General features: G+C 40.5%; 14 protein-coding genes. 12 read left to right on the top strand and 2 right to left on the bottom strand.

The features are described from left to right. Positions 1-203: 203 nt before the first annotated feature. The 3 genes from ppc (at position 204) to EBO34_RS20730 (ending at position 3902) form a co-directional block, all read left to right on the top strand. Positions 204-2945, top strand: coding sequence for a phosphoenolpyruvate carboxylase (gene ppc, locus EBO34_RS12825; protein WP_122899161.1), 2742 nt, complete (start codon positions 204-206; stop codon positions 2943-2945). A gap of 180 nt (positions 2946-3125) precedes the next feature. Next, entirely contained in the window at positions 3126-3596 is a 471-nt protein-coding gene (locus EBO34_RS12820; RefSeq protein ID WP_122899159.1) for a hypothetical protein, read from the top strand. A gap of 168 nt (positions 3597-3764) precedes the next feature. Continuing rightward, entirely contained in the window at positions 3765-3902 is a 138-nt protein-coding gene (locus EBO34_RS20730) for a hypothetical protein (RefSeq protein ID WP_183163863.1), read from the top strand. Positions 3903-4464: 562 nt separating this feature from the next. Here EBO34_RS20730 and ggt read toward each other — a convergent pair. Continuing rightward, positions 4465-6123, bottom strand: a complete 1659-nt coding sequence (gene ggt / locus EBO34_RS12815) for a gamma-glutamyltransferase (protein ID WP_122899157.1) — start codon at positions 6121-6123, stop codon at positions 4465-4467. A 4-nt stretch (positions 6124-6127) separates the two neighbouring features. Next, complete coding sequence (locus EBO34_RS20725; protein ID WP_183163862.1) at positions 6128-6301, bottom strand: hypothetical protein; 174 nt, start codon at positions 6299-6301, stop codon at positions 6128-6130. A gap of 491 nt (positions 6302-6792) precedes the next feature. Here EBO34_RS20725 and EBO34_RS12810 point away from each other — a divergent pair, with 491 nt between their 5' ends. From EBO34_RS12810 to EBO34_RS12770, 9 genes are all read left to right on the top strand, one after another. Beyond that, the gene (locus EBO34_RS12810; protein ID WP_122899155.1) at positions 6793-7053 is read left to right on the top strand and encodes a hypothetical protein; all 261 of its coding nucleotides are present in this window, start codon (positions 6793-6795) and stop codon (positions 7051-7053) included. A 116-nt stretch (positions 7054-7169) separates the two neighbouring features. Then, complete coding sequence (locus tag EBO34_RS12805) at positions 7170-8000, top strand: SGNH/GDSL hydrolase family protein (RefSeq protein WP_122899153.1); 831 nt, start codon at positions 7170-7172, stop codon at positions 7998-8000. A 1005-nt stretch (positions 8001-9005) separates the two neighbouring features. Next, positions 9006-10124 (top strand): glycosyltransferase, encoded by a 1119-nt coding sequence (locus EBO34_RS12800; RefSeq protein ID WP_122899151.1) that lies wholly within the window; start codon positions 9006-9008, stop codon positions 10122-10124. 30 nt (positions 10125-10154) lie between these two features. Then, positions 10155-11270, top strand: coding sequence for a glycosyltransferase (locus tag EBO34_RS12795; RefSeq protein WP_122899149.1), 1116 nt, complete (start codon positions 10155-10157; stop codon positions 11268-11270). Positions 11271-11279: 9 nt separating this feature from the next. Next, a complete protein-coding gene (locus EBO34_RS12790) occupies positions 11280-12056 on the top strand; it encodes a glycosyltransferase family 2 protein (protein ID WP_122899146.1) in 777 nt (258 codons plus the stop codon). A gap of 56 nt (positions 12057-12112) precedes the next feature. Next, positions 12113-12898, top strand: coding sequence for an ABC transporter permease (locus tag EBO34_RS12785; protein WP_122899144.1), 786 nt, complete (start codon positions 12113-12115; stop codon positions 12896-12898). Positions 12899-12912: 14 nt separating this feature from the next. Further along, on the top strand, positions 12913-14466 hold the full coding sequence (locus EBO34_RS12780; RefSeq protein WP_249414087.1) for an ABC transporter ATP-binding protein: 1554 nt from the start codon (positions 12913-12915) through the stop codon (positions 14464-14466). A gap of 17 nt (positions 14467-14483) precedes the next feature. Beyond that, on the top strand, positions 14484-17036 hold the full coding sequence (locus tag EBO34_RS12775; protein WP_122899142.1) for a glycosyltransferase: 2553 nt from the start codon (positions 14484-14486) through the stop codon (positions 17034-17036). Beyond that, positions 17005-19659 (top strand): glycosyltransferase, encoded by a 2655-nt coding sequence (locus tag EBO34_RS12770; RefSeq protein ID WP_183163861.1) that lies wholly within the window; start codon positions 17005-17007, stop codon positions 19657-19659. The genes EBO34_RS12775 and EBO34_RS12770 overlap by 32 nt, the downstream gene beginning before the upstream one ends. Positions 19660-19666 lie beyond the last annotated feature (7 nt).

The raw sequence follows: 19666 nt of genomic DNA, 5'->3' as shown, positions 1-19666 counted from the left end.
TCCAGCCTAAGAAACATATGGGTTATCGTTAATAACAAGCAATAGGGCTATATGTGGAGAAAAATCAGAAAATTAGCGTTATGTATTTGTTTTTGATAAGATAGTAAAAATACGTGAGCAGTATTCTTTTTCCTCGATAGGGACGCAAAGTGTCCCTGTTGACGAAAAGTGATCCTACGCTATTACAAAAGGAGATGATTTTTATGCAACAGACAACAGACAACAGTACCCTTTTGCGAAATGATGTAAAAAAGCTGGGCAATATTTTAGGCGACGTCCTGAAACAGCACGGCGGCACAGAGCTGTTTGATAAAGTAGAAACGATTCGTGAAGCAGCAAAAGAACTGCGTAAAGACTACAGCGAAGAAGCGTTGAATAGATTAAAAGATCAAATTGCATCCTTGGAGTCACCTACGAGGCAGCATGTGATCCGGGCATTCTCTACATATTTTCACCTGATCAACATTGCTGAGCACAACCACCGTATCCGGCGTTCCCGTCAGTATCAGCTTGACGACAGCATTCTTCAGCCGTTTTCGATTGAAAGTGCAGTTGCAGCAATAAAAGAAGCGGACTATCCGGACGATGTTATTCAGCAGGTTCTGAATGACCTGTCCATTGAGCTCATCATGACTGCGCACCCGACTGAAGCGACAAAGCGGACGGTGCTGGAGATTCAGAAGCGGATCTCAACGATTATTCAAAAATTCGACAATCCGCTCCTTACAACGAAAGAGCGGCGCAAGCTTGAAGAAAGTCTCACAAACGAAGTCACAGCTCTCTGGCAGACGGACGAGCTTCGTCAGGTGAAGCCGAGCGTAATTGATGAGGTGAAAAACGGTCTTTATTATTTTGACCAGACCCTCTTCAGCGTCCTTCCGGCGATTCACCAGGAGCTTGAAGACCAGCTTGACGATTACTTCCCTGACCATCAGTGGAAAGTGCCGAATTTCCTCACGTTTGGCTCCTGGATTGGCGGAGACCGTGACGGAAATCCGTATGTAACACCTGATGTCACGTGGGAAGCCTTGAAATTACAGCGTGAACTGGCAGTTAAAAAATATGACGAGGCGATGGTCGAACTGATGCGCCGTTTCAGCCAGTCAGACAAATATGTTCCAGTCAGTGAAGAACTGAAGAAAAGTGTGCAGGAAGGGGAGCGAACGTTCTTACGCAAAGGGGAAGCCTGGAAGATAGAGCCCGAGTACTACCGCCGTAAGTTTGCGATCATGCTCAAACGCCTTCGTCACGTGGATAAATCAAAAGCGGGCTACAACGAAGCAGAAGAGCTTCTTGAGGATCTGCAAATGATTAAGCGCAGTATTCTTGAGCATACCCAGCCGGGACAGAAGCTGAAAAAGCTGGATAAGCTTATCCGTCAGGTTGAGCTGTTTGGCTTCCACCTTGCTACATTGGACATTCGAAATCACAGCGGTGAACACGAAACAGCCATCACGGAAATTCTGAAGATGGTCGGAATCACCGACGATTACAGTCAGCTTTCTGAAAAAGAGAAGATAGCAACACTGGAGCGGGTATTAAAAGACCCTCGTCCACTGATGCTCTTAAATGAAGATTACTCAAAAGAAACGCAGGAAATTTTCAGCGTCTTTCAGCTGATCAAAAAAGCCCATGATACCTTCGGACCTCGTTCAATTGAAGTGTATCTTGTAAGTATGACCCAGTCTTCCAGTGACCTCCTTGAAGTGCTGGTGCTCGCAAAAGAAGCAGGGATTTACCGTCTTCACCCTGACGGCCGGGTGGAAAGCGGCCTGAACGTTGCGCCGCTGCTTGAGACGGTAAACGATCTTATTGCAGGACCTGAAATTATGGAGACGCTGTTCAGCATGGATGTGTACCGAAACCATATTAACGAGCGGGGCAACCATCAGGAGATCATGCTCGGCTATTCTGATGGCAGTAAGGACGGCGGAACGATTACAGCCAACTGGAAGCTGTTTAAAGCCCAGCAGGAAATTCACGATATGGCGGGCAAGTACGACATCCGCCTGAAGTTCTTCCACGGACGCGGAGGATCTCTCGGACGTGGCGGCGGCCCGCTGAACCGCAGTATTTTATCCCAGCCGGCGCAAACACTTGGGGACGGGGTTAAAATTACGGAGCAGGGTGAAGTTCTGTCTTCCCGTTACATGCTCGGGGACATTGCGTTCCGTAACCTGGAGCAGGCGGCATCGGCGCTGCTTGAAGCTTCCGCCAAGGCCACCAAAGACGTTGATCCGGTTAAAAAAGAGTGGGAAGACGCCATGGAAGAAGTGTCAGAGAAATCACTGGCTAAATACCAGCAGCTCGTATTCGGTGACGAAGACTTCCTTAAGTACTTCAAACAGGCTACACCACTTGAAGAAATTAAGGAGTTAAACATCGGCTCCCGTCCGACGAGCCGTAAAAACAGTGAGAAGTTTGAGGACTTACGGGCGATCCCGTGGGTGTTTGCCTGGACCCAGTGCCGCCACATGCTGCCAGCATGGTATGCCGCAGGAACAGGCCTTGCAGCATTCGCTGAACAATCGGAGGAAAACGTGAAGATGCTTCAGGAAATGTACGAAGCTTGGCCGTTCTTCCAGGCAACGGTAAACAACCTGCAGATGGCCCTGATGAAGGCCGATATGCAGACTGCGAAAGAGTATGTTGATCTCGTAGAAGATCCGGCCGTGGCCGAGCGGATTTTCGGTGACATCGAAGAAGAGTACAACCGTACCCGGAGCGTTCTCCTTGAAATCTCAGGGGACAGCGAGCTTCTCGATCACACGCCGAATATCCAGGGCTCCGTGCACCGCCGTAATCCGTACGTTGATCCACTCAGCTTCCTCCAGGTGGATCTCATTCGCAAAATGCGCGAATCAGACGAACAGTCCGATGAACTGTTAACAGAAGTGCTGCTTACCATTTCCGGTGTAGCTGCAGGACTCGTGAATACAGGTTGATCCTCTTATGGTGCCAGGCACTGCGTGCGCAAGTTCACACAGTGCCTGGCACTTTTTTGTGCCTGGCACCGTATACCCTAATTCACAGAGGGTCTGGCCCTGTGTTTGAAGGTTCACATGTCTATTGTGGGATAAGCCGGAATAAACATGCTGTAACGATATTTGGAGGGAGTTATCAGCATGCGCAGGAGACGCTCACCGGTCATATCATTTTTGCTTGCATCTTTTGTACTTATTGCAGGCATTATCCTTCTGTTCACTCTGCTATCGTCTGATGGCAGACAGGCGGAAAAAGCAGTCGAACTTTTTTACACACTCGAACAGGAAGGGAAATTCTCATCTTCCTGGGAGTTGCTGCATTCCAGCATGCACAACCACTTTTCAAGGGAGAATTACATTCAGGATCGCTCTCATGTTTTTATCAATCATTTTGGAGCTGATTCCTTTCGTTTTACACTAACTAAGCCGAAAAAAGTGGATGATTGGAAAAAGCATGAGGAAGCGGAGATACTGGATGTCTACCACCTCATAGCAACAAAAAAGTATCATGGAAAATACGGCTACTTTGAGTTTGTGCAGTATGTTTATGTAACAGAGGAAGATGGGGAATGGAGAATTCTTTGGGATTACAATGATGATAAAGGAGCTTAGTTGACTGTTATTTCAGTTAACCTGGCTTTTTTTATGGACTTTCACTACTATTGGACTACTAATTCTCGGTGTGAATATTGAAAAAAATGGGTATATCATCTTTACGGCCAGAAAAATATCCATTACAATAGTACTTAATCCATAATTTGTAAAGAGGTGTATTACATAGTGAATTCGGACAATCTCATGCTCTCACAAGACGATCTCAAAGACCTGTTGTCGGAACTTTTGGAGCTTGGAAACCAGGAAAGTGCCACTACAGAAACACTCGTAGAAGAAATAAAAGTAAGGTTAATAGAAAGATAGCCCACACAGATGTGTGGGTGTTTTTTTGCTGTTCCTCCCTCTTTCCAAACAAAAAAGGCTGGGACATAAAGAATGTGTTTATCTCAAAATCCGAACAATGCGCTTGTGTAGCGGATGAAATATACGCAGACTCCTGCGGGAGGAAAGGAAGCCACTGAAAAAGTACAAAACAACTTTTTCGGTGGCTTTTAATTGAGTAGCAATGGCTTCAGCGGTTGCGCGCCTGATACGAGAAACCCACTCATACCAGGCTTTAAAAAATGGCAACCTTTACGCTCATTGCTTAGAAGGCACTGGAAAAGTTAAAAATCGAACTTTTTCAGTGCCTTCTGAAAAGCAAAGGTGAGACCCCAGTGACGAGCGTCTGCTTCATGAAAATGCTGCGAGTTGCTTCGACGCATACAGCTTCTTAGGTTAGCTGGCAGAGGAAGAAGCAGGATAGCACACGGAGGCTCACCAGCTTGCCGCGGAAAGCGGAGTATATTTCAGGAGCGGTTTTATTGCACCGCATATTGTTCGTTCGGGTTTTCATTCAACTAAAACACTTTTGTCCCGCCCTCTTTTAATCTTTAGAATCCCAACTCCCATTCCTTCTCGGGTCGCTGGCTCCATAGATTTTATTGTTTTCGTGATCAATGACTAATCCTTGGACATTTCCAAAATTGGTTGTGCTGTCGGTATTGTTGATGTTGATGCCGCGTTTTTCCGGGTCTTCTAAAAAGACATAATCGCTTTCTACATGAAGGGCATTCTCATTAAACTCGAGGAATGACCGCGGTTGTTCGACCGATTCTTGCACTGGTTCATTGAATTTAATCATCTTCACAAGTTCCTGGGTGACCATTGAGGTAATGCGCCGGCCTCCAGAAGCCCCTATGCCTATTACCGGTTTGCCATTTTTAGCTAGAATCGTCGGTGTTGTATAGCTGAACGGTCGTTTTCCGGGTTCAGGACTATTCGGTGAGTTTTCATTGTTACTGAAGTTTTTCAGTTGGTTGTTGAGAAAAAATCCGTCCACATATATCCCCGATCCAAAGGACTTACTCAAAGTGTTTGTCACGGATACCATCATGCCATCATGATCGACTACAACGAAATGTGTGGTATTCTCATGGTCTTCAAGGTCTGCATCTGAATCAAGCTCTGCCAGGTATTCATCCGAGAGCTTCGTACCATCACCAATGTCCGAAGTAAGATTTCTCAGATTATCCTCAGAAAGCATCTTTTTCACAGGCACCTTATTAAATTCAGGGTCACCTACATTCTCTAAGCGATCCTTGTAGCTGGCTCTGTTGATCATCCCCATAAGCATCGTAAAGTCCAACGGCTTCTCCTTCGTCTCCTTAGCTTTCAGCATTTCAGCCATTTTTAGATTTTGAAGAAGCATAATTCCGCCGGATGGAGGGGGCGGCGCTAAAACATCATAGTCACCAAACTCCCCTTCGATAGGCTTTTTGACTTCTACTTTATAAGACTCCAGGTCATCCTTGTCAATTTTTGATTCTTTCTCATTGATTGATTCAGAAATGTCTCCTGAATAGAACGCACTTGGACCATCCTGCTGTATCCTCGTTAAAGTATCCGCAAGCTGCTTCTGTATCAAAATTTCGCCTGCTTCAATCGGATCACCATCTGGATACATATGGCCCAGATTCGGCATACGGTTTTTTGCTTCCTCTAAATGCTGGTGCATCGTTTCGGAGACAACGATACCGTTTTTAGCAAAATAAATCGATGGTTCAATAAGCTGTTCCATTTTCATTGTGCCGAAGTCATCATGGACACGATTCATCCCTGCCACAAAGCCGGGCACTCCTGTTCCGCTTTCAGGAACGCTTTTTGAGCTGGGTGCTGTCTCTCTGTAATCGTAAACGACAGGGGAATGATCGCTGCCTTTTTGAGGGTGGATAAGCATCGTTCCTCCCCCGCCAATCCCTGATCCATGCGGCTCTGCAACGCCCAGTGCATAACTTACGGCAACGGCCGCATCAACGGCATTGCCGCCCTGTTCCAACACCTTCATTCCTACTTCCGTCGCAATTTCACTATCCGATGTCACACCATATGAGCCATCTTCTTTATCCGTTTTTGTATCATTTAATGAAAAGTCTTCTGACTGACGGTGGTTTATCTCATCAGTATTCTGCAAAAACAGGACCAGAAATATGAATAGGGTGACAATTAAGCTGCTGATGATAATGATACGGTTTCTTTTTATCATTTTCCTACACCATGCCGATTACAAATAGAATCACCATAACCGTAATGCCGATGGTGGCATCTTTCATTGTCCTTTTTTTATGTAATTTGATCGTTTTCAACATCCATTCGCTCAGGGTCAATCTAGATTCTTTCTTAGATGCTTTATTTTGTTTTTTATCATTTAATGCTGTATCCATTATTAAATTCCTCCTCCAATAAAGTTTGATAGAGTTACTGCGCCAAAGGTGACAGCACTTTACCCATTCCATAGCACAAATGTTTAATGTGGATGCCGGATAATTCGCAGAGAATACGTTGACTAAGAAGCTCGGATTGCTTTCATCCCCAACCATGACGATTGGTGATGTCGTTTGACGTATCCGAAGATAATAACCTTCTATTCACTGATCGTCAACTTTGTGGGGATGAATTTATTGCACTACTTGAGAAAGTTAATTTGCAGACTAATATGGGTACGTTTAAAAAAACCTGCAAAACGAAGTCAAAGAGCATATTCTCATATTTAATAAGAAGAATCAAATATCAGTGAGTGCAGGAAATAAATATATTACTAGAAATGGGGGAATGGACTTGGGAGAATAGTTCTTTATTTCCGTTAACATTTCAGTGATTCAAATGAATGGAAAATAGAGCCGATGCTTTTAATAAAATTCATGAATAAAGCGAAATGGGTGTTGGCATATTTTCAGATGATTTTGGTACGGGTTATTCGTCGTGGCAGATGATTAGAAAATTAGCTGAACAGTCGACAAAATTCACAAAAGAATTAAAGAATAACTCCAAGTCTGCTGTCGATGTGATGGAAAGAGTATCTAGTATTTTAGAAGAACAAGAAATGAGTGTAAAAAAGAGTCAGGAAAAGTATTGGATCATCAATGAAGCAATGAAAAATATTAACTTAATTAAACGTTTGATTAATTTTATTTGAATAGACATAGCGTTTATAGATTCAACACAATTTTTCATAATTTGGAAAAAACTGCTGATCACTACAGACTTTAGATGTATAATAAACATTATTAAGCAGCTAAAGGAGTCACATTTATGAAGAAAGCCGTTTTTGCATTTATTATACTTTTATCAATAGGTACAGTTCTATTCGGCAAGCTCCATTACGATAAGAAATTACAGAACATCTCGGTAGAGGCTTCCGAGGCTATGGTTTCAGAAGAAGCAAATGTTGAAGAAGATAATTCACACTCAGAAAGCACGGATAACGTTAATAGTGATGAGAACCAACTTGATATGGAATCCCTTGTAACGCCGCTCCCGAAGGAATTAGGTAAAATGCTGATTACTGCTCATGCCAGCAATACAAAACTATCCTTTGTAAGTGTCGGTTCAGGGGCAATTACAGACTATCATGACGAGGGGATCTTACCTTGGACAGATACAGTTGCTTCTGAATTAAATGACTATTATGGTGACCTTTTTAATTTTCACGTTTCTTCCTATGGAGATATGCACAGCCTGAACTTTATTATTAATGACCATCATAAAGAAGTTGCCTCACTTGAAGGAGACATTTATTTAATAGAACCGTTAATGGGGAATAACCTTTACCGTGTTGGAACGGATGAAGCCATCATCCACCTCCGTAATTTAATAGGTGAAATTAAAGAACGAAATCCCCACAGTTATATTATTCTCCAGCCCTCTCAACCAATTCCGAATGCAGCAAATTTGCAGGATCATATGGCCGAAATCCGGTTGTACGCTAAGGAAGCATCCATTCCTTATATAAACCACTGGCAGGATTGGCCCTCATATAATGACGAAGAGCTCATGCAGTACATAGCGGAACATGGGTATCCAAATGAAGAGGGACATCAATTATGGGCCGAGAGCATTTTGAGTTGGTTCAAAGAGGAATAACGGTAGGCGTATATGAAAATCTTGTTTTTTTGTTTTTTCGATTTCTAGGCCGGGTACTATTGTCAGTCTTCACAAAGTTGATGCACGTAGAAAATAAACCAAACCTTTCGATATCCTAAGAAACTATTATCTTTTTTTCACTTAACTCTTCTGAATTTATTACATCTATGAGTAGTTACATAATACAATTAAATATATTGTATATTTGAAAACAATTTTTCAGGGTGGTTATGTAATAATTCAGTTGCAAAATTTGTTGAAAGAGGGCTTAAATTAAAGATTGCATTAGAAAAGAGGGTGTTTACCTATGTATGTCGGTTATATACGGAATAACAGCAAACCACAAAAGTTTGCAGGATTATTAGCTAGGACTACTCAGTCATATGGAAATGAATTGGTGCATTTTCACCCGGAGGATATAAATATTGAAAATTCAATATCCAAGTAAAAAACATAACTTGCAGTACCTTGTTCCCAACTAGCAAGAATTTCAAAAATCTTTTTCCCTTGTGAATTGAAAGGTGTAATTCGATATTTGATCCTAAAACATTATGTTCAGTATCCCATTCTCTTACTTGATAATTTTTTGGTAAGGTTTCAAATTCAAAAGAAATATCTGTAGATGCATCTACTTTATGTGGTTCTCTCATTTCAACAATTATTGAGGGGGTATCAGAGTCGGATTCAATACTTTGGGTGGTCCCATCACTATGCTCAAAGGTCCAACTATGCCATCCGAGTATTGGGTTTATTGTATCCTCCCCAACAAAGATGTATAAGTTTGGTGGTTTACGTAATGGGCTTACGTTTTCGTTTGGTTCATTATTAATGTTTATTTCAAGAAGGTCATCCTTAAGGGTGATCTTTTCTTATTTTCAGGGTCATAGCTTTGCTAATGCTAGTAAATAACAGTCAAAGTTTGTGCTTTGACTATGTTATAATTTGATATTGTTAACATAGTGAACTGTATACTTAATAGTTAGATAGAGAGGCTGTCGTAAAAAGATGAAAAAAATAAAAATCTTGTTCTTTATATACCAAATGGGAGCTGGTGGAGCTGCCAGAACCTTGCTTAATATTATTAATAACCTCGATCGTACTAAATTTGAACCTGTACTTGTGACCTTAAACTTTAACGGATCTTACGAAGGTGAGTTAAAGAGTGATGTAAAGTTCATTAAACTGGATACCAAGAGGCTTAGTAGATCTGTATTTAAATTGGCAAATATAATAAGGAAAGAAAAAATCAACCTTGTATTCAGCACAATACCGAGAGTGAATACCATTGCAGTCCTTGCGACCCGTCTTTCCTTTACAAAAGCAAGATGTATTGTGAGAGAAGCAGATAATTTAAGCGGTGATTTTTTAACAAAGGTTCAATTAGTAGCCTTTGGATTCGTGTATAAGTGTGCAAACCAGGTTGTATCCTTGTCTGAAGGAGTAAAACAAAATCTTGTAAATCAATATAAACTTAAAGCCAGTGACATTAAAGTAGTTTATAATCCCATAGATATCCCCGCAATTAACGAGAAAATAGAGACGGGTAAAATGCCTGATTCTCACGAGGCTTTATATGATCCTGAGGAAAAAATCCTTATTACTGCAGGCAGGCTTGTTGAACAAAAAGACCAGATAACATTATTACGGGCATTTTCAAACGTTGTTGAATCGATACCAAGCAGGTTGATTATCCTTGGTGAAGGACCGTTGGAAAAGCCTTTGCAAGCAATGGCCAAAGAATTAGGTATTAAGGATAAAGTGCACTTCATAGGTTTTCAAAGTAATCCGTATCAATATTTTCACAAATCTGACCTGTTTGTGTTGTCATCGTTACATGAGGGCTTTAGTCATGTTATAGCAGAGGCATTGGCATGCGCTACTCCTGTTGTTTCTACCAATTGTAAATCAGGTCCGGAAGAGGTACTTGATAAAGGAAAGTATGGTTATTTATGCGAAGTCGGTGATGCTGAAGAGATGGCATCCCATATAGTGAAAATACTAAGAAAAGACCAGCAAGATTTAAAGAAGATAAAGGAAAAAGGTATGACGCGAGCGGCAGATTTTGATGCTCGTAAAATTGTAAAGACATACGAACAAGTCTTTATAGAAACCCTTTCAAAATAATATCGACTAAATATATTAGAGGTGCAAGAAATGACGGAAACAAAAAAAGTTGTTCATATAACAACTGTTCATCATCCGTTAGATCCGAGGATCTACTACAAGCAATGTATGTCCCTGCATGACGCCGGGTACAAGGTAACTCTTATCGCCCCTTATTCAGAAGACCTCACTCATGAGAATTCTGTGCCAGTTAAAACATTTAAAAAACATACTAACCGGTTTGTAAGCATGTTGGTGTCTCCAATTAAGGCTTATAAAATGGCTAAAAGCCTCAAAGCGGACTATTACCATTTTCACGACCCTGAATTACTTCCGGTTGGCTGGTTGCTTAAGAAAAGAAATAACATTGTCATATATGATATTCACGAAGACTATGAAACAGGGATTGTTCAGCGGAATTACCTTAACAAACCTCTAAGGTGGTTGTTAAGTAAGGTTTACAAAGGCGTGGAGAAAGCTTTGTCCCGTTCAATGGAGCTGTGCCTTGCGGAAAAATACTATAAAGAAAAGTATCCGCGAGGAACGTGCATTCTTAATTATCCTTTACTAAACGAGCAACTCCTTTCTTCTGAAGTAAAGCCGGTAGAGGACAAACTTATTTATACAGGTAACGTAAGGGAAGACCGAGGGGCTCTTATTCATGCTGCTGTTCCTGGCTTTGAACCTAGCGTTACCGTTCACTTTTATGGACAATGCTCAAAAGCTCTTTTTCATAAAATGGCACAGAATGCAAAAGGAGAGGGAATTTTCATTAAAGGTGTAGAGAAGTATGTACCTAAAAATGAAATTGATAATGCCTATATGGAATATAACTGGCTCGCAGGGCTGGCTACATTCCCTCCTTCTGAGCATTTTAAAAAGAAGGAACTGACCAAATTCTTTGAATACATGACTTCAGGATTGCCTATCATTTGTTCCAACTTTCCAGTATGGAAAGATTTTATTGATAAATATGATTGTGGCATTACTGTAGATCCTTATAACAAAAATGAAATAAGGAATGCGATCCGGTTCTTGCGTGAAAATCCCAGAAGAGCTAAAACGATGGGTGAGAATGGAAGAAAGGCTGTACTTAATGAGCTGAACTGGATAGCTGAAGAGCGTAAGTTAATTAACTGGTATAAAAAATTAGGTGAAAACAAGTAGGGAGAAAGTATGACTAGTTATAAATCGAAAGAGGGGCCGCTTGTATCGGTCATTACCCCCGCTTATAATGCTGAACGATTTATTGGGCAGACCATTGAATCTGTCATGGCTCAGAGTTTTCAAGATTGGGAAATGATTATTGTAGATGATTGCTCAACTGATCAAACACTGGGCATCATAGAAAAATTCGCTAACCGGGATGGTCGCATTCGAGCGACCCAACTTCCCACTAACAGTGGGGCAGCTGTAGCTAGGAATGAAGCAATAAAGATGAGCAAAGGTCAATATTTGGCTTTCCTTGACAGTGATGACCAATGGCTTCCCGAGAAACTCGAGAAACAATTGGATTTTATGAAAGAAAAAGGTGCGGCATTTTCCTTTACGGATTATATTTTCATTGATGAAACTGGTAAAGAGACAGGTGAAGTAACCGAGGTGCCAGAGTGTGTTTCATATAAAGACTTGCTAAAAGAAAACATGATTGGTTGCCTGACTGTTATGATTGACAGAGAAAAAACCGGGTGCGTAGAAATGATAGATATCCGTACCAGGCAAGACTATGTATTGTGGCTTGACTTGTGCAAGCGTGGCTTTAAAGCCCGAGGCCTTCAAAAGCCGCTGTCTAAATATAGAGTAGTGGAAGGTTCTGTTTCCAGTAATAAAATTAAAATGGCAAAGCAAAACTGGAAGGTTTACAGAGAAGTTGAAAAGTTGAATCTCGTTAAAAGCATGTGGTACTTCTTGAATTATCTTTATTTTAAAGTGAGGAAATACTCTGCTCTATAAATTTAGAGAGTATTTGTAGTATTGAACAATAGGATTGGCGGTGTACGGGTAAGGTTATGAGAAATTACTTAACGGAATTAATTAAACGAAAAGATCTTTTGGTTTATCTTGTTAAATCAGGATTGAAAGCTGAAAATCGCAACAGCTATCTTGGGTATTTTTGGTGGCTTCTCGATCCACTACTAAATGTTTTAGTTTACTTTTTCCTAATTGCTATTGTTTTAGGGCGAGGTGGGGATGACAAGGCTCAGTATGCTGTATATTTAGTAATCGGTCTGGTTGTATGGAGGTGGATGAATACAACAGTCACTACCTCAGCTAAATCAATTATGAAATATTCATCTATTATTAACCAAGTGTACTTACCAAAGTCGATATTTCCCTTATCAATGACTTTTACACAAGGCTTTAACTTTGTTTTTGGATTAGTCGTCGTAGCGGTATTTTTGGCGGTGTTCGGTGTAGTTCCAGGGTGGCAAATTATATATTTACCCTTTATAATCCTTGTTCAATTACTGTTTCTATTAGCTCTCAGTTTGTTTGTGGCATATATCTGCGTTTTTATTAGAGACATTGATAATATCCTATCTCATATTTTAAGGGTTTTCTTTTATGCTTCACCTATAATTTGGATGGGAAGAGAGTTGCCTGAACAATATGCTTTGTTCGTTCAGTTAAATCCCGTTGCTACAATTATTGAATCTTATAGAGCAATAATCATGTATCAATCCAATCCGCATTTTATTGGATTACTTATTATTGCTGTTATCTCAACTCTTGTTATTTGCACGTTGGTTTACCACTATAGTAAAAACGAACACAAGATTATTAAAGCTTTATAAAATGAGGGAACGTTATGTCTTTAAAAAACAATATGGTTGATAGACTCGCCGATGAACGTAAAGAAGTTGTCCTACGAGCTGAAAACCTCGGAGTCTCCTTTAATTCCGGTTTTCGTAAAGATGACTATAAATCCCATGTGATTGACTTCTTTAGTAAAGACAAAAATAAAGGGAAGTCATCCAACAAGACGGTATGGCCACTTAAAAATATTAATTTCGAAGGTTATAAAGGAGAGATTTTAGGTATTATCGGTTCAAATGGAGCCGGTAAAACGACTCTCTGTAAGCTCTTGTCGGGCATTCTTAAACCTGATGAAGGAAAAGTGAGAGCGGACGGTAGAGTATCCGCTTTGTTCTCGCTGGGTATGGGATTCAATAAAGAGCTGACAGGCAGAGAAAATATCTATTTGAATGGCATGATGATTGGTATTAAAAAGGAAAAGATAACCCAATCAATTGAAGACATTCATGAGTTTTCAGGTTTGGGAGATTTTATTGACAGACCCATGAAAACTTATTCTAGTGGTATGAAAGCAAGGCTGGGCTTTAGTGTAGCTGCTTTTCTTGAACCGGAAATCTTGATCCTTGATGAAGCACTAAATACAGGGGACGCTGCATTTGGCCGGAGAGCAGCAGAAAAAATGAAAGAACTAGTTTCTAAAGCGAAGATGGTTATCCTTGTAACTCACAGCCTTCGTTATGCTAGGAAGAATTGTGATCGCCTTATATGGTTGGACAAGGGGTCTATTAAAGATGTAGGAGAACCAAAGGAGATATTAAAAAAGTATAAAGCGACTATTCCTCCTCGGAAAAGAAGGGTGAATAAAAAGCTCGAACTTAAAAAAACGGAGGCTCACCTCAAAGATAGAACCGTTATTGATGCGAGGAACGTGAGCATTATCTTTAAACATAAAAAAGAAACGCATTGGGCTTTAAAAGATGTTAACTTTAACATCAAACAAGGGGAAGTAGTGGGAATTATAGGGCATAACGGGGCTGGTAAAAGCACACTTTGTAAGGTGCTTACTAACATTTTATCTCCTGACGAAGGATCCATTAAAATTAATGGTGAGACGTCCGCTCTTTTAGGCTACGGGACCGGATTTAATGATCAATTGACGGGAAGAGATAATATTTATTTGAACGGGATGTTACTTGGTATACCTAAGCAAAGGGTAGAAAGTGACAGCCCTAAAATCATTGAGTTTTCAGAGTTGGCAAAGTCGATTGATAAACCGGTAAAAGGGTACTCCAGCGGTATGAGGGCAAGGCTGGGTTTTAGTATTGCCGCCACTCTTCAACCGGATATTTTCATTATAGACGAAGCCCTTTCTACAGGGGACGCGGCATTTAAACAAAAGGCAAGTGAAAAGATTCAGGAAATGATGGAGAATGCAAAAGCGGTCATTATTGTCTCTCATAGCATGAAGTTTGTTGAGACTGTCTGTACCCGAGCCATTTGGATGGAAAGAGGTAAGGTTAGGGGAGACGGAGATGCTGAAGAGATTGTAAGTCAGTATAGGGAATCCGTTCAGGAAAAGAAACAGAAGGATAAAAAGGAAAACTAAAATTTGGCGGTGTTCGTATGCTTCGTATGTTTAAAAAAGGGATAACAAATAGCGTGGATTTGTTGTTATACAAAGTGTTAAGCACAAAGCAGAAACAACAAATTGCCAACCTGTTCACTCAGGAACAAAAGAACAGGCTAAAGAGGATCATTAAGCCTGGTACAAACAGAAATCAAGTAAGGAAGATCGAGCGCTTGAAGTATCGTCTTTATAACCTTGGATTTACGAAAAAGGGGCTAAAAGACCTTGAAGACATTGTAAAGTCCGGTGAAGATGCTTATTTAACGAGGCTCGCTGCTTGGGAATTGGCAACCTGGCACGCTAACACCTACAGTGTGGAAGGGGCTAAAAAATGCTTGAGGTTTATAGATGTTGCTATTAAAAGCGACCGAGATAAAAGTAATTTGAGAAGAGCTACCATCCTTAAAGCGGAAAGTTATAACCTGTTAGGTGAAAGTGGTAAAGCTAAACAGTTGATTGAACAAGCCTTGTCTTTATCTAAACACCCTGATCTGTACCTCGCTGCTGCAAGTTTGGAAGGCGATGCATCTAAAAGGATTGATTGGATTAATAAAGCTCTTGAGAAGCATGACTATACAGAGATCTTTTTAAAGGAAGGCAAAGGCAAGACACTTTACGATCGAATCGGAAGTAAAGCGGGACAAGCTGAAATTACTGCTTCTGTACAACCAAGAGTAACTGTTGTTGTGCCCGCATACAACGCTGGAGAAAGTATAAAAACGGCTATCGAATCCCTTTTAACACAAACATGGGAAAACCTTGAAGTTTTAGTGGTGGACGACTACAGCACAGACAATACAGTAGAAATCGTTCAAGAATATGTAGAAAAAGATCCACGAGTGACATTGATAAAAGGAACTGCCAATAACGGAGCTTATGTTTCCAGAAACCTTGCTTTAAAACAGGCATCGGGAGACTTTGTTACGATTAATGATGCTGACGACTGGTCTCACCCACAAAAAATTGAAGTGCAGGCCCGGCATTTAATGAAAAATCCTCAAGTAATAGGTAACTTTTCACAACAAGCACGAGCTACAGAGGATTTGAAGTTTTATCGAAGAGGGAAGCCGGGTATTTATATTTTCAAAAACATGTCTTCTCTTATGTTTAGAAGAAAAGAAGTAATGAGTTCATTAGGTTATTGGGACTGTGTTCGCTTTGCGGGTGATTCCGAGTTTTTAAAACGATTGAAAGTTTTATTTGGAGAAAAGGCTATAGTTGAATTAAAGTCCTCTCTTCTTTCTTTCCAAAGGCAATCGGATTCCTCTTTAACTGGTCATTCTGCTTTTGGATTCCCTGGATATTTTATGGGTGTAAGGAAAGAGTATGACGAAGCAAATACCTTTTATCATCAAACGGTACCTAAAGAAAAACTCTATTATGAGTTTCCTCAAAAAAACAGACCCTTCCCAGCACCGGAGCCGATGTGGCCGAAAGGCGAAAAAAAGCAAGAGGGAGCGCGCCACTTTGATGTTATCATTGCATCGGAGTTCAGGTTGCTCGGTGGAACAAACATGTCAAACATTGAAGAAATAAAGGCTCAAAAAGCGAAAGGTCTTCGAACAGGGTTAGTTCAACTGTCTCGTTATGATTTAAACTCAGTGGATGCAATGAACCCAAAAGTTCGTGAATGGATTGACGGAGATAAAGTCCAAGTTGTCTCCTATGGGGAAGAAGTAAGTTGTGATGTTTTGATTGTACGTCACCCCCCAATATTGCAGGAGTGGCAAAAGTACATTCCTACTATAGAAGCTAAGCATACACACGTCATTGTAAATCAACCACCAAAGCGAGATTATAGTGACAACGGAGAAACTCTTTATACAATTGACGCCTGTGTTGGCCACATGCAAGAATATTTCGGTTCAGCCGGAGTGTGGGCTCCTATCGGTCCGCAAATTAGAGATACCTTATTAGTCCACCATGAAAAAGAGCTGAATCAAGTCGAAGTAGATGAAGAAGATTGGGTTAATATTATTGACGTGTCGGAATGGAGAAGGTCAACATTACCAAGACAAGCATCGAGTATAAAGGTAGGGCGTCATTCGAGAGATCAATACGTAAAGTGGCCAAATGATAAGGACCAACTTTTAAAAATCTATCCTGATTCTAATAAATACGAAATTCATGTTTTGGGTGGTTGTTCCGCCCCGAAGAAAGTACTAGGTAATATTCCTTTAAATTGGAAGGTAAAAGAGTTTGGCGAGATCCACCCGAAAGATTTTTTAGCAGATCTTGATGTTTTTGTTTATTATACACACCCTGATTGGGTAGAGGCGTTTGGAAGGGTTATATTCGAAGCCATGGCTGCAGGGGTCCCTGTTATTATTCCACCTTCGTATAAAGAGTTGTTTGGAGAAGCTGCGATTTATGCAGAGCCCGATGACGTCCAAGAAAAGATAAATGAGCTTATGAAAAAGCCACAGTTGTATAACGAACAAGTGGAAAAAGCTTTTGTATATGTCAATCGTCACTTTGGATACGAGAAACATGCTTCTAGATTGGAGAGCATTTCAAATGGAAAGTTCAGGTCACGGCCGGCCAAATAGCATGCATGAAAATGAACAAAAGAATAAAGACCGGCAATGCAGGTTAGAAGAATTGAATAGTGAGATTGCTACTCTTGAAAGGGAAAATAGGTTAAATAAGAACGAGTTGAGAAGCCTTGAATCTGAATATCAGGCTATTAAGCGAAGCAGGGCCTGGTTGACTTTAAAAGGATGTAAACGAATAGCGAAGCTTTCCGTTCAACTCATGCTTCGAAGAAAGAATTTCAAACAAGTGTTTAGTTCATCCTGGAAGAAGAACAATGCTAAACAAAAGATTAAAAAAATTAAATACAAACTCTATGAATCCGGATTTTCATTAAAAGCTTTAGAAGAATTAAATACTCTTTTTAATAAAGCAGATAACAAAATATTAAGAAACGAAACAGCTTGGGAACTAGCCTTGTGGCATGCAAATCAACAAAACTTTACTGATGCGGAAAAAGCACTTCACTATCTTAATGAAATAAATAGAAACGGGATTAGACGGGAGTTCCAGAAGAAGATAGGGATTGTTGAAGCAGAGTGTTTACATCTCATTGGTAAACCATCTGAAGGAATAGATCTTTTGGAAAGCATAATGGTAAAGAATAATCACCCGGATCTGTTTCTTGCAAGGGCAAGTTTGGCATCAAACGAAGAAGAGCGTTTGAAATGGATTAACAATGCACTTACCAATTACGGGTTAAAGCAGATAAGCAAAACGGATAAAAAGGGAAGAACGTTGTATGATTCTTTAACATGTGCTGTTTCCGGAGTCAATTTACAAGGAAGTAGCGACCCTCTTGTTACAGTCATCATACCTGCTTATAATGCAGAGGGTGTTATTTCCACTTCCATAGAGAGCATACTCAAGCAAAGTTGGCGAAATATAGAAGTTATTGTGGTGGATGATTGCAGTACAGATGAAACGAAATCAATTGTAAAAGCATACTCCACAAAAGATCGAAGGATTAAATTAGTTGAAGCAAAAAAAAATGGGGGAGCTTACGCAGCAAGAAATCTTGCTATAGATCATTCTAAAGGAGATTTTATTACGATCAATGATGCAGATGATTGGTCACATCCTGAGAAGATAGCGATCCAGCTTTCTCATTTACTCGAGAACCCTTCAGTTATAGCGAATACTTCAGAACAGGCGAGAACAACAGAAGAGTTAGTATTCTATCGGCGTGGAAAGCCGGGAAACTATATTTTTGCAAACATGTCTTCCCTTTTATTCCGACGGGAACCCGTATTAAAAGAATTAGGGTATTGGGATACTGTCCGCTTTGGTGCAGATGGTGAATTTAAGCGTCGATTAAAGCTTATATTTGGCGATAATGCTGTTGTTGATTTAAAAACAGGACCTTTATCATTTCAAAGACAAACGGAAGGGTCTCTTACAGGAAATGATGTTTTTGGCTTTCACGGATACTTTATGGGGGCAAGGAAGGAGTATTTTCACAGTTATTCTAACTACCATCAATCCGGCAAGTCACTTTACTATGACTTTCCTTTAAATATACGTCCTTACCCTGTTCCTGATTCTATGAAAGTGAAAAGAGAAACAAGAGAGAGAAGGCGTCATTTAGATGTTGTTATTGCATCTGAGTTTCGTTTAATGGGCGGGACGAACATGTCCAATGTTGAGGAGATTAAAGCTCAGAAAAGAGAAGGTCTTCGTACAGGTTTAATTCAAATGAATCGTTACGATTTTACTTCCAGAAAAGAAACAAATCCTGCTATTAGGGAACTAATCGACGGTGACCAAGTGCAAATGTTGGTATACGGTGAGAAAGTAAGTTGCGATGTTCTTATTATCCGCCATCCTCCTGTTCTTGAGGAGTGGCAACGATATCTCCCTGATGTTGAAGCGAAATCCATCAAGGTAATTGTGAACCAGCCTCCTAAAAGAGAATATAGCAAAGGTGGGGGGACGCTTTACCGAATTGAAAAGTGTGCAAAGAACCTGGAGAAATATTTCCGCAAGCCGGCCACTTGGTATCCAATCGGTCCACTAGTCCGTGAAACACTGTACAAATACCATCATAAAGAATTAAAGTCGATCTCACTATCAGACGAGGATTGGGTGAATATTATTGATGTAGAGGAATGGCAAAGGACAACCCGTCCCTCTCATTCAAACACGATAAAAATCGGCAGACATTCCCGTGATCAATATGTAAAATGGCCTTCCAGCAAAGAAGAAATTTTGAAGGTTTATCCGGAAGAAGATCCATATGAGGTCTTTATACTTGGGGGAGCCAATGCTCCAAAAAAGGTGATGGGAGAACTTCCGACTAATTGGCGTGTAATGGAGTTTGGTCACGTTCATCCGAGGCACTTTCTAAAAAATCTCGATGTATTTGTTTATTATACACATCCGGATTGGGTGGAAGCATTCGGAAGAGTCATCTTCGAAGCCATGGCTGCCGGAGTCCCTGTTATCATTCCGCCACAGTATAAAGAACTCTTCGGTGATGCGGCTATTTATTCAAGTCCTGAAGGGGTCAGAGAAGAGATTGACCGGCTGATGAATGATGATCGTTATTACAAAAAACAAGTAGAAAAAGCAAAAACATTCGTCGATCTTCACTTTGGATACACGAAGCATCTAAAAAGAATTTCTTTTAAACCTGAATAAAGGGGGG

Source organism: Alteribacter keqinensis, assembly GCF_003710255.1.
GTDB classification, from domain to species: domain Bacteria; phylum Bacillota; class Bacilli; order Bacillales; family Salisediminibacteriaceae; genus Alteribacter; species Alteribacter keqinensis.
This window is presented reverse-complemented; position numbering and strand designations above follow the sequence as displayed.

Coding starts and splice junctions, on each gene's coding strand:
- EBO34_RS12810 (WP_122899155.1), top strand. CDS start 6,793: ATGGGTGTTGGCATATTTTCAGATGATTTTGGTACGGGTTATTCGTCG.
- EBO34_RS12800 (WP_122899151.1), top strand. CDS start 9,006: ATGAAAAAAATAAAAATCTTGTTCTTTATATACCAAATGGGAGCTGGT.
- EBO34_RS12770 (WP_183163861.1), top strand. CDS start 17,005: ATGGAAAGTTCAGGTCACGGCCGGCCAAATAGCATGCATGAAAATGAA.
- EBO34_RS12820 (WP_122899159.1), top strand. CDS start 3,126: ATGCGCAGGAGACGCTCACCGGTCATATCATTTTTGCTTGCATCTTTT.
- EBO34_RS12790 (WP_122899146.1), top strand. CDS start 11,280: ATGACTAGTTATAAATCGAAAGAGGGGCCGCTTGTATCGGTCATTACC.
- ppc (WP_122899161.1), top strand. CDS start 204: ATGCAACAGACAACAGACAACAGTACCCTTTTGCGAAATGATGTAAAA.
- EBO34_RS12795 (WP_122899149.1), top strand. CDS start 10,155: ATGACGGAAACAAAAAAAGTTGTTCATATAACAACTGTTCATCATCCG.
- ggt (WP_122899157.1), bottom strand. CDS start 6,123: ATGATAAAAAGAAACCGTATCATTATCATCAGCAGCTTAATTGTCACC.
- EBO34_RS12805 (WP_122899153.1), top strand. CDS start 7,170: ATGAAGAAAGCCGTTTTTGCATTTATTATACTTTTATCAATAGGTACA.
- EBO34_RS12785 (WP_122899144.1), top strand. CDS start 12,113: ATGAGAAATTACTTAACGGAATTAATTAAACGAAAAGATCTTTTGGTT.
- EBO34_RS12775 (WP_122899142.1), top strand. CDS start 14,484: ATGCTTCGTATGTTTAAAAAAGGGATAACAAATAGCGTGGATTTGTTG.
- EBO34_RS12780 (WP_249414087.1), top strand. CDS start 12,913: ATGTCTTTAAAAAACAATATGGTTGATAGACTCGCCGATGAACGTAAA.
- EBO34_RS20725 (WP_183163862.1), bottom strand. CDS start 6,301: ATGGATACAGCATTAAATGATAAAAAACAAAATAAAGCATCTAAGAAA.